The following is a 14,626-nucleotide window of genomic DNA, read 5'->3' as shown; positions in this document are numbered from 1 at the left end:
TCTGCTGACCGGCCGGCCGCGCTTCGCGCACGTCGCCGGCTAGCCGTCGACGATCACGCCTCCGACGGCGGTCCGGCCGGCCGGGGTGGCGACCAGCTCGACCGTGATCGTGTCGCGCAGGTGCGCGCCGAGGACGCCGGCGACGGCGCCGGTGACGGTTCGCACGAGCCGGGCGACGAGCTCCTCGCTGTCCGGACGGGTGAACGCCGCCTCGCGGATGCCGAACATGATCGCGGGCGGCGCCTCCTCGACCGGCTCGCCTCCCAGGCCCCACCGTCCGGCGGGCACGCCGTCGAGGTGGATCACCACGACGTCGCGCGCCCACTCGCCGTACACCTCGACCACCGCCTCGGTCAGCGCGGCGATGAGGGCCGTTTCCTTCCCCCCGAGCTGCGGCTCCAGGACCCGGACCGTCAGATGTGGCATCGTGGACCCTCTGTTCGTTTGTCATCAAATTAGCTTTGACATCAAAGATAATCGGAGAGGAGCTCCATGGTCAACGACGCGGACGGCATGACCACCGACCAGGCCGTGCGGTCGATGCTGCTGCTGATGCCCAGGATCGTCGGGCGGGCCAAGCGGCTGCCCGTCCCCGAGGCGCTGCGGACGCTCGACCTCGCGCCCCGCCACCTGTCGCTGCTGGCCTACCTGCAGTACGACGGCCCGCTCACGGTGAGCGGGCTGTCGGAGCGCCTGGAGATCGCTCCGACGACCGTCAGCCTCATGGTGGGCGACCTGTCGCGCCGCGGCGTCCTGACGCGGCAGGAGGACGACGCCGACCGGCGGCGACGGGTCGTGGCGATCGCGCCGCGGTACGTCGAGCCGATCCGCGAGTGGCTGGCGGGCAGCGCGCTGGCCTGGGACGAGGTCCTGGCCGACCTCACGCCGGCCGAACGCGCCACGATCGTTTGGACGATGCGGGCCTTCGAGGCCGCTCTGGGCAGGCGGACGCACGGCTGACCGTCACGACCGCGCCACGATCTACCGCCCCGCTCCATGCGCCTGATCGCGGTTTGGTTGTGGTCTCGGAGGTGCGGTAGAGTTACGTCCGTCGCCGGGGCAGCCCGGCGGATTGCTTGTGGGACGCGGTCCCGTCGTCTAGTGGCCCAGGACGCCGCCCTCTCAAGGCGGTAGCGCCGGTTCGAATCCGGTCGGGACTACCACAGTCACACAAGTCAACGAAGGTCCCGTCGTCTAGTGGCCCAGGACGCCGCCCTCTCAAGGCGGTAGCGCCGGTTCGAATCCGGTCGGGACTACGTCTTCTCTCACAACGCCCCGTGCGCCTCCGCGCCGGGGCGTTTTTCGTGTTCTCGTTCGATCCGGCTTTGCGAATTCCCGTCACAATCCGTACTCAACTGATAACGTACGGCGATGTGCCATCCATCATCCATGACACGCTGAACGGGCTCTTCAGAGGCCGCCCGGCGTTCGCCGTTGAGATCCTTCAGCGGCTCTACGACCCCGACCTCTCGACGGACACCTATGTCGAGGTCACCACGGGAGAGTTCAACGACCGGCACTCCCGTGACTGCTACGCCGACACGGTGATCACATTGGGGCCCCCGAGGGATCCCGAGCTGGCCGTCGTCATCGAGGTCCAGCTTGAGCCCGTCGAGACGAAGCGGATCGCCTGGGCTCGATACGCTGCCTCCCTGTGGCTGCGGCTCGACTGCCCGGTCGTGGTGCTCGTCGTGTGCCCGACGGACAAGGTAGGGGCCTGGGCCGCCGCGCCGATCGTCACGAAGCTGCCGGGGTACTCGTTGACGCCCCTCGTCATGGGGCCGGACCAGGTGCCGGCCATCACCGACCCCGTCGAAGCCGCCGCATGCATGGAACTGGCCACAGTGTCCGTGATGCTCCACGGCCAGAGCCGCCCCGTCGTGGAGGCGTTCGTCGTCGCGTTGGCAGAGGTCGGCGGCGAACACGCTCCGCAGTACTATGAATACGCTTATGACCTCGCCTCTGTGGGCGTGAAGCAGAACCTGGAGGAGATCATGTCGTCAACGGCGTGGCCGGTCTACAGTCCCTTCGCTCGTGAGCACTTCGGCAAGGGTAAGGCGGAGGGCGAGATCGAGGCCCTGATCACCTTTCTGGAGGCGCGCGGCCTCACCCTGACCGAGCAGGCCAGGCTGCGGATCGCCGGCTGCACCGATCTCGCCCAGATCCAGGAGTGGATCCGTCGGGCCGCCACCGCCGACTCCCTCGACGACGTCCTCGCTCCCTAGGCAGGACCACAGACCGAGAACCGCTGTGCCCCGAGCCGCGAAAGGCGGTCACGGGGCACAGCGGCGCAAGCGGACGGCTACTGGTGCGAGCGGGCCTTGAACAGCGCCCGGCGGGCCGCCTTGGCGACCTGCTTGTCCGGGTGCACCTGGGAGATCAGGTCCAGCAGCTCCTCCACGTGAGCGTGCGGGATCTTCCAGATCACCTCCAGCAGGTTGTTGAGCAGGTCCGGGCCGATGTCGCGCAGGCTGCTGACGAACTCCGAGCGGCCCAGCCCGGCGGAGATGGTCCACATGTCCAGGATCAGCCAGTGGGTGTCGTCCTGGGTCGGCTCGGGCGCCCCCTCGACCCCGAGCTGGCTCAGGTGCGTGGCCGCGTACGGGCGCAGCGACGGCTCCTTCAGCGCCGCCTGCCAGGCCGGTACGGCCTCCTCGCCGAGCGTGCCCACCACGCTGGCGGCCTGGACGCGGATGAGCGCGTCGCTCTCGTCCTCGGCCGCCGCCTCCAGCAGCTCCTCGGCCGCCCGGCCCGGCTCGCGCAGCCGCATCCAGGCGGCGAACTCGGCGTCGGCCTCCTCCTCCGGCAGCTCGGCGCTGAGCGCGAGCAGCTCGTGGGCGCTCATCGACTCGATGGCGGGCCGCGCGTCGATCTCGATGTCGGCGTCGTCCACGAGGTGGATGACGCCCTCGGTGCCGAGCGCCGTCAGGCTGAGCGTCCCGCCGGCCCCCTGTGCCTCGTCGAGGGTGACCATGCCGTAGCCGGTGAGCCACTCGACGGCCGGGGCCAGCGGGTCGCCGGCGGCCTCCCACGCGTCGGAGCCGAGCTCGTCGAGGTCGGCGGCGGCGTCGGCGAGCTCCTGGCGCAGGCCGTCGAGCTCACGCGAGCCGCCGGCCAGCAGCAGCCGCACCAGCACGCCGCGGGTGAGCCCCGCGAGGGCCATGGTCAGGTCGTCGTCGGGCAGCTCCGGGTCGCCGTAGTCGATCGAGTGGAGGCCGAGCATCCAGGCGTCGAGCACGTCCTCGTCGTCGCCGAACGGCCACTCGGACGTGTCGTCCTGCACGGCCACCGTGTTGCCCTCGCCCGGCTCCAGGAACTCCAGGTCGACGGCGAGGTTCCAGACGTTCCAGAGCTGGGGCACGGCCTCGGCGAGGGAGCCCTCGGTCTCCGGCCTGGGCAGGCCGGCGGCGGCCAGCGCCTCCTCCACCTCGGCGTCGGACAGCAGGGTGTCCTCGCCGACGCGGCGGCCGGAGCCGACCCACACGGCCAGGTCGCGGGCCTTGGCGATCAGCGGCACCTCGCGGGCGGCGGCGGCCAGCTCGGCGTCCGGCCGCAGCCGGATCGTGGGCAGGTCGGCGAGCTCGTCCGCGAACGGCTCGAAGTCGCCCAGATCGCTGGTCTCCTCCTCCTCGTCCTCGTCGTCGCCCTCGGCGTCGTCGAGGAGCTCCTCCATCAGCTCGACGAACTCGTCCTCGACGTCGTCGAGCTCCTCCCGCAGGCCGTCCAGGGAGTCGGAGCCCTTGGTCAGCCTCCCGGTCTGGGAGAGGAAGGTGAGGTACGCGTCCACGGCCGGCAGCATGCCGTCGGCGGCGGAGTCCGGGTCCTCCACGACCTTCGGCATGCGGTCCAGGAGCAGGTTACGCAGGTCGGCGCGCTTCCACGTGCCGAGGTCGCTGGAGAAGGCGAGACGGTGCCACAGGGCGGCGGGCCCGACGAGCTCGGGGTCGCTGTCGGGCGCGTTGACCCGCGCCCACAGGATGAACTCTTCGAGCAGCGGTCGCAGCTCAGTGGCGGCTACCTCGATGCGATCTGTCACGCACTCAGGCTAGTGCGCCGACGGCGCACTCGGCCCCCCAAATCCGTGCTTTTGCCGATCATGACGTGCGGCGCTTCATGATCACGACAGCGGCCGGGCCGCCACGCCCATCCTGATCATGACGAGCGGCGCATCGATTCGGTGATCCGCTCGGCGGCGGCCATCACCGGTACGGCGTGCAGGCGTCCGGGCGCCCGCGTGAGCCGCTCGATGGGGCCCGACACCGACACCGCGGCGATGACCTTGCCGCCGCTGCCCCGGATGGGCGCCGACACGCTCGCCACGCCCTGCTCCCGCTCGCCCACGCTGTGGGCCCAGCCGCGGCGGCGCACCGACGCGAGCGTCGCGGCGGTGAACTTGGCGCCGCGCAACCCGCGGTGCAGCCGGTCGGGCTCCTCCCAGGCCAGCAGGATCTGCGCCGCCGAACCCGCCCCCATGGGCAGCGCCGATCCCACCGGTACGGTGTCACGCAGGCCGCTCGCGCGTTCCGCCGCGGCCACGCACACGCGCTCGTCACCCTGGCGGCGATAGAGCTGCGCGCTCTCACCCGTCAGGTCGCGCAACTGCATCAGCACCGGCGCGGCCACCGCGAGCAGCCGGTCCTCGCCGGCGGCCGTGGACAACTCCGAGAGCCGCGGACCCAGGACGAACCTGCCCTGTGTGTCACGGCTCACAATGCGGTGGTGTTCGAGGGCGACCGCGAGCCGATGCGCGGTGGGGCGGGCCAATCCGGTGGCCTGAACGAGCTGGGCCAGCGAGGCCGGGCCGGCTTCGAGGGCATTGAGCACCAGAACGGCCTTGTCGAGTACTCCGACTCCGCTAGAGTTGTCCATAGACCGATACTGCCGTCTCGACATATGAGAAAGCAAGTCGGAGGCGAAGCTACACACCGCGACTGAGCCGCGATGCGGAGCATCGCCGGCAAGCAGCAGTCGTGGAAAAGCAGGAGGAGATCATGGGCCGCACACTGGCGGAGAAGGTCTGGGAGCAGCACGTCGTGCGCCGCGCCGACGGCGAGCCCGACCTGCTCTACATCGACCTGCACCTCATCCACGAGGTGACCAGCCCGCAGGCGTTCGACGGGCTCCGGCTCGCCGGCCGTGAGGTGCGCAGGCCCGACCTCACCATCGCGACCGAGGACCACAACGTCCCGACCGTGCTCGGCCCCATCGCCGACCCGGTCTCCAAGACCCAGGTCGAGACGCTGCGCAAGAACGCCGCCGAGTTCGGCATCCGGCTGCACCCCATGGGCGACGCCGGCCAGGGCGTGGTGCACATCATCGGCCCGCAGTTCGGCCTGACCCAGCCGGGCATGACCATCGTCTGCGGCGACTCCCACACCTCCACGCACGGCGCGTTCGGCGGCATCGCGTTCGGCATCGGCACCTCCGAGGTCGAGCACGTGCTGGCCACGCAGACCCTGCCCGCCTACCGGCCGAAGACCATGGCCATCGAGGTCTCGGGCGAGCTGCCCGCGGGCGTCACCGCCAAGGACCTCATCCTGGCCATCATCGCCAAGATCGGCACCGGCGGCGGCCAGGGCTACATCGTCGAGTACCGCGGCGAGGCCATCCGCAAGCTCTCCATGGAGGGCCGGATGACGGTGTGCAACATGTCGATCGAGGCCGGCGCCCGGGCGGGCCTGATCGCCCCGGACGAGACCACGTTCGCCTACCTCAAGGGCCGCCCGCACGCGCCCTCCGGCGAGCTGTGGGACCAGGCGGTCGAGTACTGGACGTCGCTGCGCACCGACGACGACGCCGTCTTCGACAAGGTCGTCGAGATCGACGCCGCCACGCTCACCCCGTACGTCACGTGGGGCACCAACCCCGGCCAGGGCCTGCCGCTGGGCGCGTCGGTGCCCGACCCGGCGAGCTTCGCCGACCCGATCGAGCGCTCCGCCGCCGAGCGCGCCCTGGAGTACATGGGCCTGACCGCCGGCACCCCGCTGCGCGAGATCGAGGTCGACACCGTCTTCGTCGGCTCCTGCACCAACGGCCGCATCGAGGACCTCCGCTCGGCCGCCGAGATCCTGCGCGGCCGGCAGGTGAAGACGCGCACGCTCATCGTGCCCGGCTCGATGCTGGTCAAGCTGCAGGCCGAGCAGGAGGGGCTGCACGAGGTGTTCAAGGCCGCCGGCGCCGAGTGGCGCGAGGCCGGCTGCTCCATGTGCCTCGGCATGAACCCCGACACGCTCCAGCCGGGCGAGCGCAGCGCCTCGACCTCCAACCGCAACTTCGAGGGCCGCCAGGGCAAGGGTGGCCGCACCCACCTGGTGTCGCCGCAGGTCGCCGCCGCGACCGCCGTCACCGGCCACCTGACCGCTCCCGCGGACCTCTAGCGCGGTCACGGTCAGGCGGCCAGGCCACCTGACCGACGTGCTTCCGTCTGCCGACCTCTAGGAGATCCCGACCATGGACGCGTTCGTCACCCACACCGGTACGGCGGTGCCGCTGCGCCGCAGCAACGTCGACACCGACCAGATCATCCCGGCCGTCTGGCTCAAGCAGGTCAGCCGCACCGGCTTCGAGAAGGGCCTGTTCTCCGCCTGGCGCGAGGACCCCGGCTTCGTCCTCAACGACCCGGCCTACCAGGGCGCCTCGATCCTGGTCTCCGGACCCGACTTCGGCACCGGCTCATCGCGCGAGCACGCCGTCTGGGCGCTGCAGCAGTACGGTTTCCGCGTGGTGATCGCCGCCCGGTTCGGCGACATCTTCCGCAACAACTCCACCAAGATGGGCCTGCTGCCGGTCATCCTGCCGGCCGAGAAGGTCGAGGCGCTGCAGGCCGCCGCCGAGGCCGACCCGTCGCTGCAGGTGACGGTCGATCTGGAGGGCCGCGAGGTCCGCTGGGCCGGCGAGGTCGTCGGCTTCGAGATCGACGACTACACCCGCTGGCGGCTCATGGAGGGCCTCGACGACATCGGCCTGACCCTGCGGCACGCCGACGACGTCGCGGCGTACGAGAATGAGCGGCAGCCGTGGCTGCCGACGACCGTCTAGACGACGACGAGCTGGCGCGGCGGCTGCGCGAGGCGCACCGCCGCGTCAGCGCCGTGCTCACCGGGCTTCCCGCCGACGAGAAAGAGCGGCTGGCGCGGCGATATCTGACGATCTGCGACCTCGCCAAGCGCGATCCGGCACGGGCGGCGGCCCGTCTGGATCTTCTCCTGGCCTCCCTGGACGGCGATCTCGACACGCCACGCGCACCCGAAAGCACGCCGGGTGATTGAGTTCGCCCGCAATCCGGCCTAGTTTCGGGAGAGTAAGGGGTTTCTACGTCGAACTTCGTTAGCTGGAACCCCGAGCCGTAACGGGGGGAGCACAACTTACATGAACAAGCGAGAGCTCGTCGATGCCATCGTAGAGCGCGTCGGCGACCGGAAGACGGCGACCGAAGCGGTCAACGCGATCATCGACGTCGTCCAGAAGGCCGTGGCCGGCGGAGACAAGGTCTCGATCACCGGTTTCGGTGCGTTCGAGATGGTCCACAAGCCGGCCCGCTCGGCCAGGAACCCGTCGACCGGCGCGGAGATCAAGGTCGCCGAGAGCTGGGGGCCGAAGTTCCGGCCTGGTTCGGACTTCAAGGAGCTGGTGAACGCCGGCGGCAAGAAGGCCGCGAAGAAGAAGTAACGACGTCGCACCCGCCCGGTCCCCGTCTCGGGGGCCGGGCGCTTCGCGTTTGCGGGGACTGCGCGGTCGCGGGGGCTGCGCGGTCGCGGGGGCCCGGCGGCGGATCACTCCGGCACGGGGAACGTGGACAGCGTCACGTAGCTGATCTCCCCGTCCGTCATCGCCAGCCGCACCCGCTGCCCCGAGCGCAGCAGCAGCAGCGGGCCCGCGTCGAAGGCGTGGGCGCCGAAGGACAGCACGGTCCCGTCGTCCAGGAAGACCGTGCCGGAGCGGGTGACCTCGTCGAAGGTGCGCACCGTGGCCTGCACGCGCACCAGCCTAATCCGTTTGCCATCGGGAAGCGGAACCCCCGAGGATCGCTACTTATGCGTTCGAACCCCGACTTCCGGCGCTTCGTCTGGGCGAACGGCGTGACCCAGATGGGCACGCAGGTCACCATCGTCGCGCTCCCCCTGGCCGCCGTCCTCGCGCTGGACGCCGGAGCGCTGGAGCTCGGCCTGCTCTCGGCAGCCCAGATGGTCGCCTTCCTGCTCGTGGGCCTGCCCGCGGGCGTCTGGGTGGACCGGGTCCGCCGGCTGCCCGTCCTCGTCTGGTCCGACCTGGTACGCGGCCTGGCGCTCGTCACGGTGCCGCTCGCGGCCTGGGCGGGCGTGCTGACCCTTCCACAGCTCTACGCCGTGGCGCTGATCCTGGGGTTCGGCACCGTGTTCTTCGACGTGGCCCACATGAGCCTGCTGCCCGCCGTCGTGCCCGAGGACCGGCTCGAACGCGGCAACAGCGCCCTGGAGGTCACCCGCAACGTCTCGCTCCTCGCCGGCCCGGGCGTCGGCGGCTGGCTGGTCAACCTGCTCACCGCGCCCGTCGCCCTGCTCGCCGACTCCGTCAGCTATCTCGCCTCCGCGCTGCTCCTGTCCCGCGTACGAGCCGAGGAACGCCCCCCGGAGGCCGCGGAGCGGCCGTCACGGCACGGGCTGCGGCGGGAGATGGCCGAGGGCCTGGCCTTCGTCGTCCGGGAGCCGGTGCTGCGCCGCGTCGCCGTCGTCGGGGCGCTCGTCATGGCCGCCAACAGCGTCTGCGCGGTCGGCTTCCCGCTCTACCTGGTCAAGGAGCTGAAGATCGGCCCCGGCGCGTACGGGCTGCTGCTGTCGGCCTCCGCCTGCGGCGCGCTGGCCGGCGCGGCGCTGGTGCCCCGGCTGACCGCCCGCTTCGGCACGGGCGCCACCCTGTACGGCTCGGCGGCGCTGGCCACCGTGGTCTACCTGCCCGCGCTGGCCACCGGCCCCGGCTGGCGCCTGGCGTTCCTGCCCGCGGCGGGGGCGCTGTTCGGCGCGGCGAGCTCGGTGTTCGGCGTCACCCAGCTCAGCCACCGCCAGCGGGTCACCCCCGCGCACCTCCTGGGCCGCGTCAACGCCGCCATGCGCTTCGTCATGTGGGGCGCGTTCCCGCTGGGCGGGCTGCTCGGCGGAGCGCTGGGGGAGCGGACGGGCGGCTACGCGGTGTTCGCCGTGGGCGTCGCCGCGCTCGGCCTCTCCCACCTGGCGGTCGTCACCGCGCCCCGCATCAGGACGGCCACAGCTCCGCCACCACGGCCGCGGTGTGCCGACCGAGACCCAGCCTGACGGCGGCGCGCAGGTCGTCGGGGGTGTCGACGTCGCGGCGGACCGAGTCGATGCCGTCCAGGCACAGCTCCTTGGCGCCGACCGCCAGGTGCTTGGCCCGCGACTCGCCGCCGAAGCGGGGCGTGAACGGCTGCCCCGGCCGTACCCCGTAGAAGGTGGTGCCCACGTCGAGCGCGTCGGGCACGAACGCCTGGTCGAACTCCGCCGCCGCGGCCAGCGCCACGGCCAGCTCGGCGGGCCGCAGCGCGGGCAGGTCGGCCTGGAGGGCGCCCACGGGGTCGCCGGGGGCCAGCCGTACGGCGTGGGCCGCCCCGGTGCGCAGCGCGGTGTTGAGCCCGCGGTCGGGGTCGTGCACCACGTCCGCGCCCAGCGCGGCGAGCGGCCCGGCGGCGGCGGGGTCGGCGGTCACGACGACCACCCGCGCCACGGCCGGGCACTCCAGCGCCGCCGACACCGTGTCGCAGGCCACGGCGACGGCCAGCCGCGTGCGGTGCGGGCCGGTCGCGGCGGCCATCCGGGTCTTCGCGGCGACCAGTGTCTTCACCGGGATGACCAGTGACCAGCGGTTGCTCATAGGGTTAAGCATCGCGCCTCGACATCCCGCGCGGCCAACCGGGAGACTTGGGGCGCACACCACGTTCGGGATGGAGGAGAGCATGAGGCGCCTCACGCGGCCGTCGCGTTTCTGGGAGTCCCTGGCCGTGGTGATCGTGAAGCCACTGTCGCGGCTCCTGATCAGCCGCGACTGGCGCCACGGGGAGCGGATCCCCCGCCAGGGCGGGGTGATCATCGCCGCCAACCACCTGTCGTGGACCGACCCCGTGCTGTTGTCGCACTTCCTGTACGACCAGGGGCGCTGGCCGGTCATCCTGGCCAAGGCGGGCCTGTTCCGGGTGCCGGTGCTCGGTCACGCCGTGCGCTCGCTGTGCGCGATCCCCGTCGAGCGGGCCAGCAGCGAGGCCGTCCGTTCGCTGCAGGTGTCGTCGCAGCGGCTGCGCGACGGCGGCGCGATCCTCTTCTACCCCGAGGGCACCTGCACGCGTGACCCCGACCTGTGGCCGATGGTCGGCAAGACCGGCGCCGCCCGGCTCGCGCTGGAGAGCGGCGCCCCCGTGATCCCGGTCGCCCACTGGGGCGCGCATGAGCTGCTGCCGTACGGGGAGAAGAAGCCCAGGCTCTTCCCGCGCAAGACGTTCCGGGTGTCGGTGGGGCCGCCGGTCGACCTGTCCGGATACGCCGGCCAGCCGGCGCAGGGGCAGGTGCTGCGCCAGGCGACCGCCGACATCATGGCGGCGATCACCGTGCAGCTCGCCGAGCTGCGCGGCGAGAAGGCACCCGAGACTCCCTACGATCCGGCCGGGCGGTGACGACGATGACGAAGGCGGCGGTGTTCGGCACCGGTTCGTGGGGCACCACGTTCGCGATGATCCTGGCCGAGGCCGGCAACGAGACCACGCTGTGGGGGCGCCGGCCGGAGCTGGTCGAGGCGATCGACCGCACCCACACCAACCTCGACTACCTGCCGGGCGTGGCGCTGCCCGCCTCGCTGCGGGCGACGACCGACCCGGCCGAGGCGCTGCGCGGCGCCGACTTCGTGGTGCTCGCCGTGCCGTCGCAGACGCTGCGCGCCAACCTGGCCGCCTGGCGCGAGCACATCCCGCCGGACGCCGTCCTGGTCAGCCTGATGAAGGGCATCGAGCTGGGCACGACCAAGCGGATGAGCGAGGTCATCCGCGAGGTGGCGAACGTCCCCGAGGAGCGGGTGGCGGTCGTGTCCGGCCCCAACCTGGCCAAGGAGATCGCCCAGCGCCAGCCCGCGGCCGCCGTCGTGGCGTGCACCGACGAGGCCGTGGCCGAGCGGCTGCAGAAGGCCTGCCACCTGCCGCCGTGGTTCCGCCCGTACACCAACCACGACGTGGTGGGCGTGGAGCTGGGCGGCGCGGTCAAGAACGTCATCGCCCTGGCCGTCGGCGTCTCCGCGGGCATGGGCATGGGCGACAACGTGGGCGCCATGCTGATGACCAGGGGCCTGGCCGAGATCTCGCGCCTGGGGGCGGCGCTCGGGGCCGACCCGCACACCTTCGCCGGGCTGGCCGGCATGGGCGACCTCGTGGCGACCTGCACCTCGCCGCTGTCGCGCAACCGCACCTTCGGCGAGCGCCTGGGCCGCGGCATGACCCTGGAGGAGGTCGTCGCGGCGACCAAGCAGACCGCCGAGGGCGTCAAGTCGTGCGAGTCGGTGCTGGAGCTGGCCAGGAAGCACGACGTCGAGATGCCGATCACCGAGGTCGTCGTGGGCGTCGTCCACGACGGCATGTCGCCCAGCGAGGCGGGCATGCTTCTGATGTCCCGTTCACCCAAGCCTGAGCGGTATGGGGTCTGACCATTACGGACATCACCGGCGTGCTTGGCTCGCTGTGGTGGGAACACGCCGGTAGATTCGGACGTCATGAGCAAGCCACGCGTCGCCGTCGTTTTCGGGGGTCGCAATTCCGAGCACGCCGTCTCCCTCATGGGGGCGGGCAGCGTGCTGGAGGCGATCGACAAGGACAAGTACGAGGTGGTCCCCATCGGGATCGCCCAGGACGGCAGGTGGGTGCTCGCCGCGGCCGACCAGCGGTTCGCCATCGAGGAGGGTGAGCTGCCCAGCGTCGACACCTCCGGCGCCGCGCTGGCGCTGCCGCCCGGTCAGGGCTCGATCGTGGCCTACGACCCGGGCAGCATCCCGGTCGAGCTGGGCGCGGTGGACGTGGTGTTCCCGGTGATGCACGGGCCGTTCGCCGAGGACGGCACCATCCAGGGGCTGCTGGAGATGGCCGGCGTGCGCTACGTCGGCTCCGGGGTGCTGGCCAGCGCCGTCGGCATGGACAAGGCGTACATGAAGACCGTCATGGCGGCGGCCGGGCTGCCGATCGGGCGCTACCTGGTGGTGCGCGACCGCGACTGGCGGCTCGACCGCGAGCGGGTGCTGAAGGAGGCCGAGGAGCAGCTCGGCTGGCCGGTGTTCGTCAAGCCGGCCCGGGCCGGCTCGTCCCAGGGCATCTCCAAGGCGTACGACCGGGCGACGCTCGCCGAGGCGGTCGAGGAGGCCCGGCGGCACGACCCCAAGGTGCTGATCGAGGCGGCGGTGACGGGACGCGAGGTCGAGTGCGCGGTGCTCGAGTCGCTCGGCGACGAGCCGCCGCGGGCCTCGCGGCCCGGCGAGGTGAAGGTCGAGGGCGGCCAGGAGTTCTTCGACTTCGAGGCCAAGTACTACCCCGACCAGATGTCGCTGACCGTGCCCGCCGACCTGCCCGGCGAGGTGGCGGAGGAGCTGCGGGCGATGGCCGTGCGGGCGTTCGAGGCGCTGGAGTGCGAAGGGCTCTCGCGGGTGGACTTCTTCTACACGCCCGAGGGCCGGATCGTCTTCAACGAGATCAACACGATGCCCGGGTTCACGTCGCTGTCGGTGGCGCCGCAACTGTGGGCCGCGTCGGGGATGAGCTATCCGGAGCTGGTGGACCATCTGGTCCAGCTGGCCCTGCACCGACCGGCCGGGCTGCGCTGAGCAGGGGACTACTTGGGCGTGACCTGGCTGATCGGGCCCGAGAGGTCGGCGAGCACCTGGGGCGCCACGTGCGTTCCGGCGATCGTCGCCTCCACGTACAACGGGGCCGCGACGGCGGTGAAGAGCGTGGGCTTGTCGGGGTCGGCGAACCAGCCGACCCCGTCGATCTCCTGGAGCTGGTCGGTCGGCGCCATCCGGGCCGGCCGCGGCACCCCGCACCGCAGCGCGATCTCCCCGTCGCCCCAGACGGCCACGTACGGCGACTCGGGCACGGACGTGCCGCGTCCGGCGCCGTCCAGCGTGCGGGGCAGCAGCCCGGACAGCCGCTGACAGGCCGTGGCCGCCTCGCCCTGCGGGGCGGGCGGCTCGACCTGGACGGCGCCGCACGCGGCGAGCGTGAGCAGCAGCAGCGAAAGGGCGGCGGCACGCATGGACGGCGAGTTCTCCCGGAAAGATCTACCTCAGATGTGCACGATCGGGCATGTCAGGGTCCGCGTGATCCCCTCGACGCCCTGGATCTGGGCCACGACGAGTTTGCCCAGTTCGTCGACGTTGCGGGCCTCCGCCCGCACGATCACATCGTACGGTCCCGTCACGTCCTCGGCCTGCGTGACCCCGGGGATGCCGGAGATCTCCGCTGCCACGCTCGCCGCCTTGCCGACTTCGGTCTGAATAAGGATGTAGGCCTGCACCATTACGTCCTCCCGGGCGATTGGATCACGCCGAAGGGCCACCGTACCCTGTGTGGGTCAGGAGGTGTGTCATCAGAGTCGGAGATCTCGGCGAATTCGGAGCGGTAAGTCGTATTTCCGGACGTCTGCCGCAAGGAGCCAGTGTTCTGCTCGGACCGGGCGACGATGCCGCCATGGTGAGTGCGCCGGACGGGCGCGTCGTGGTGTCAACGGACCTCTTGCTCGAGGGTAGGCACTTTCGCCGCGATTGGTCCAGCGGCTACGACGTGGGCCGCAAGGCCGCGGCGCAGAACCTCGCCGACATCGCCGCCATGGGCGCCGTTCCGACGTCTCTGGTGGTCGGGCTGGGCATGCCGGCGGATCTGCCGGTCGGCTGGCTCGACGCGCTGACCGACGGGTTCCGCGACGAGTGCGCGGTCGTGGGGGCGAGCGTGGTCGGCGGCGACATCGCACGCAGCGACCTGGTGGTGCTCGGCGTGACGGCCCTGGGCGACCTGGGTGGGCGGCCCCCCGTGACCCGGTCGGGGGCGCGTCCCGGCCAGGTGGTGGCCGTGGCGGGGCGGCTGGGGCACGCCGCGGCGGGCCTGGCCCTGCTGGAGGCCGGCCGGCACGTCCCGCGTGACGCGGGGCCGCTGTTCGAGGCGGTGGAGGCGCACCGGCGGCCGTGCCCGCCGTACGCGTGCGGGCCGGAGGCGGCGCGGCTGGGCGCCACCGCGATGCTCGACGTCAGCGACGGGCTCCTGCAGGACCTGGGGCACCTGGCGCGGGCCGGCGGGGTGCGGGTGGAGCTGGACCCGGGCGCCCTCACGGTGGGTGAGCCGGTGGCCGCCGCCGCCAAGGAGCTCGGGGCCGATCCCGTCGACTGGGTGCTCACGGGCGGTGAGGATCACGCGCTCGCGGCCGTGTTCCCGGCCGACGTGGAGTTGGGGGACGCCTGGCAGGTCGTGGGGGCCGTCGTGGAGGGCGAGGGCGTGGCCGTGCGGGGCCGTGACGTGGGTCGCGGCGGCTGGGATCACTTTCAGTAACGAGATGTCCCGATTTGCAGGAAAATTTCCCACTATGAGATGTGACTCACGGGAATGCTGGGACAAAGTCGTAGC

The 14,626-nt window shown here is 71.8% G+C and carries 18 protein-coding genes and 2 tRNA genes; 13 read left to right on the top strand and 7 right to left on the bottom strand.

The window, feature by feature from the left end:
• Positions 1–39 precede the first annotated feature (39 nt).
• On the bottom strand, positions 40–426 hold the full coding sequence (locus HTZ77_RS26250; protein ID WP_175592348.1) for a tautomerase family protein: 387 nt from the start codon (positions 424–426) through the stop codon (positions 40–42).
• A 66-nt stretch (positions 427–492) separates the two neighbouring features.
• Here HTZ77_RS26250 and HTZ77_RS26245 point away from each other — a divergent pair, with 66 nt between their 5' ends.
• The 4 genes from HTZ77_RS26245 to HTZ77_RS26230 all read left to right on the top strand — a co-directional run bounded on the left by HTZ77_RS26245 (position 493) and on the right by HTZ77_RS26230 (position 2,225).
• The gene (locus tag HTZ77_RS26245) at positions 493–960 is read left to right on the top strand and encodes a MarR family winged helix-turn-helix transcriptional regulator (protein ID WP_205303534.1); all 468 of its coding nucleotides are present in this window, start codon (positions 493–495) and stop codon (positions 958–960) included.
• A 127-nt stretch (positions 961–1,087) separates the two neighbouring features.
• Positions 1,088–1,163: transfer RNA gene (locus tag HTZ77_RS26240), tRNA-Glu, on the top strand.
• A 20-nt stretch (positions 1,164–1,183) separates the two neighbouring features.
• Positions 1,184–1,256 (top strand) — tRNA-Glu (locus tag HTZ77_RS26235).
• A gap of 117 nt (positions 1,257–1,373) precedes the next feature.
• A complete protein-coding gene (locus tag HTZ77_RS26230) occupies positions 1,374–2,225 on the top strand; it encodes a hypothetical protein (RefSeq protein WP_328808773.1) in 852 nt (283 codons plus the stop codon).
• Between the two features lie 77 nt (positions 2,226–2,302).
• On the opposite strand, the gene HTZ77_RS26225 is transcribed toward HTZ77_RS26230, so the two are convergent.
• On the bottom strand, positions 2,303–4,036 hold the full coding sequence (locus tag HTZ77_RS26225) for a hypothetical protein (RefSeq protein ID WP_175592347.1): 1,734 nt from the start codon (positions 4,034–4,036) through the stop codon (positions 2,303–2,305).
• 116 nt (positions 4,037–4,152) lie between these two features.
• On the bottom strand, positions 4,153–4,869 hold the full coding sequence (locus HTZ77_RS26220; RefSeq protein WP_175592346.1) for an IclR family transcriptional regulator: 717 nt from the start codon (positions 4,867–4,869) through the stop codon (positions 4,153–4,155).
• Between the two features lie 122 nt (positions 4,870–4,991).
• Here HTZ77_RS26220 and leuC point away from each other — a divergent pair, with 122 nt between their 5' ends.
• The 4 genes from leuC to HTZ77_RS26200 all read left to right on the top strand — a co-directional run bounded on the left by leuC (position 4,992) and on the right by HTZ77_RS26200 (position 7,668).
• A complete protein-coding gene (leuC, locus tag HTZ77_RS26215) occupies positions 4,992–6,377 on the top strand; it encodes a 3-isopropylmalate dehydratase large subunit (RefSeq protein WP_175592590.1) in 1,386 nt (461 codons plus the stop codon).
• Between the two features lie 73 nt (positions 6,378–6,450).
• A complete protein-coding gene (leuD, locus tag HTZ77_RS26210) occupies positions 6,451–7,038 on the top strand; it encodes a 3-isopropylmalate dehydratase small subunit (RefSeq protein ID WP_175592345.1) in 588 nt (195 codons plus the stop codon).
• Complete coding sequence (locus HTZ77_RS26205; protein WP_175592344.1) at positions 7,017–7,268, top strand: SCO5555 family protein; 252 nt, start codon at positions 7,017–7,019, stop codon at positions 7,266–7,268. Before leuD ends, HTZ77_RS26205 begins: the two co-directional genes overlap by 22 nt.
• A 100-nt stretch (positions 7,269–7,368) precedes the next feature.
• Positions 7,369–7,668, top strand: a complete 300-nt coding sequence (locus HTZ77_RS26200) for an HU family DNA-binding protein (RefSeq protein ID WP_175592343.1) — start codon at positions 7,369–7,371, stop codon at positions 7,666–7,668.
• A 104-nt stretch (positions 7,669–7,772) separates the two neighbouring features.
• Here HTZ77_RS26200 and HTZ77_RS26195 read toward each other — a convergent pair whose 3' ends face one another.
• Positions 7,773–7,976: a hypothetical protein gene (locus HTZ77_RS26195; RefSeq protein WP_175592342.1), complete on the bottom strand. Its 204-nt coding sequence runs from the start codon at positions 7,974–7,976 to the stop codon at positions 7,773–7,775.
• Positions 7,977–8,033: 57 nt separating this feature from the next.
• Between HTZ77_RS26195 and HTZ77_RS26190 the strand changes: the two genes are divergently transcribed.
• Entirely contained in the window at positions 8,034–9,287 is a 1,254-nt protein-coding gene (locus HTZ77_RS26190; protein WP_175592341.1) for an MFS transporter, read from the top strand.
• On the opposite strand, the gene cofC is transcribed toward HTZ77_RS26190, so the two are convergent.
• On the bottom strand, positions 9,229–9,861 hold the full coding sequence (gene cofC / locus HTZ77_RS26185) for a 2-phospho-L-lactate guanylyltransferase (protein WP_175592340.1): 633 nt from the start codon (positions 9,859–9,861) through the stop codon (positions 9,229–9,231). The genes HTZ77_RS26190 and cofC overlap by 59 nt on opposite strands.
• A gap of 82 nt (positions 9,862–9,943) precedes the next feature.
• Here cofC and HTZ77_RS26180 point away from each other — a divergent pair, with 82 nt between their 5' ends.
• From HTZ77_RS26180 to HTZ77_RS26170, 3 genes are all read left to right on the top strand, one after another.
• A complete protein-coding gene (locus HTZ77_RS26180; protein WP_175592339.1) occupies positions 9,944–10,654 on the top strand; it encodes a lysophospholipid acyltransferase family protein in 711 nt (236 codons plus the stop codon).
• Positions 10,655–10,659: 5 nt separating this feature from the next.
• Positions 10,660–11,670 (top strand): NAD(P)H-dependent glycerol-3-phosphate dehydrogenase, encoded by a 1,011-nt coding sequence (locus tag HTZ77_RS26175; protein WP_205303607.1) that lies wholly within the window; start codon positions 10,660–10,662, stop codon positions 11,668–11,670.
• A 66-nt stretch (positions 11,671–11,736) separates the two neighbouring features.
• Positions 11,737–12,834: a D-alanine--D-alanine ligase family protein gene (locus tag HTZ77_RS26170; RefSeq protein ID WP_175592337.1), complete on the top strand. Its 1,098-nt coding sequence runs from the start codon at positions 11,737–11,739 to the stop codon at positions 12,832–12,834.
• A gap of 8 nt (positions 12,835–12,842) precedes the next feature.
• On the opposite strand, the gene HTZ77_RS26165 is transcribed toward HTZ77_RS26170, so the two are convergent.
• Both HTZ77_RS26165 and HTZ77_RS26160 read right to left on the bottom strand, forming a co-directional pair.
• Entirely contained in the window at positions 12,843–13,265 is a 423-nt protein-coding gene (locus tag HTZ77_RS26165; RefSeq protein ID WP_175592336.1) for a DUF3515 domain-containing protein, read from the bottom strand.
• A gap of 30 nt (positions 13,266–13,295) precedes the next feature.
• Entirely contained in the window at positions 13,296–13,529 is a 234-nt protein-coding gene (locus HTZ77_RS26160; protein ID WP_175592335.1) for an Lrp/AsnC family transcriptional regulator, read from the bottom strand.
• Between the two features lie 68 nt (positions 13,530–13,597).
• Between HTZ77_RS26160 and HTZ77_RS26155 the strand changes: the two genes are divergently transcribed.
• On the top strand, positions 13,598–14,551 hold the full coding sequence (locus tag HTZ77_RS26155; RefSeq protein WP_328808790.1) for a thiamine-phosphate kinase: 954 nt from the start codon (positions 13,598–13,600) through the stop codon (positions 14,549–14,551).
• Positions 14,552–14,626 lie beyond the last annotated feature (75 nt).

Source organism: Nonomuraea montanisoli (assembly GCF_013363975.1).
GTDB lineage: Bacteria > Actinomycetota > Actinomycetes > Streptosporangiales > Streptosporangiaceae > Nonomuraea > Nonomuraea montanisoli.
Note: the sequence above shows the minus strand (reverse complement) of the source record. Positions and strands in the feature narration are given on the sequence as shown.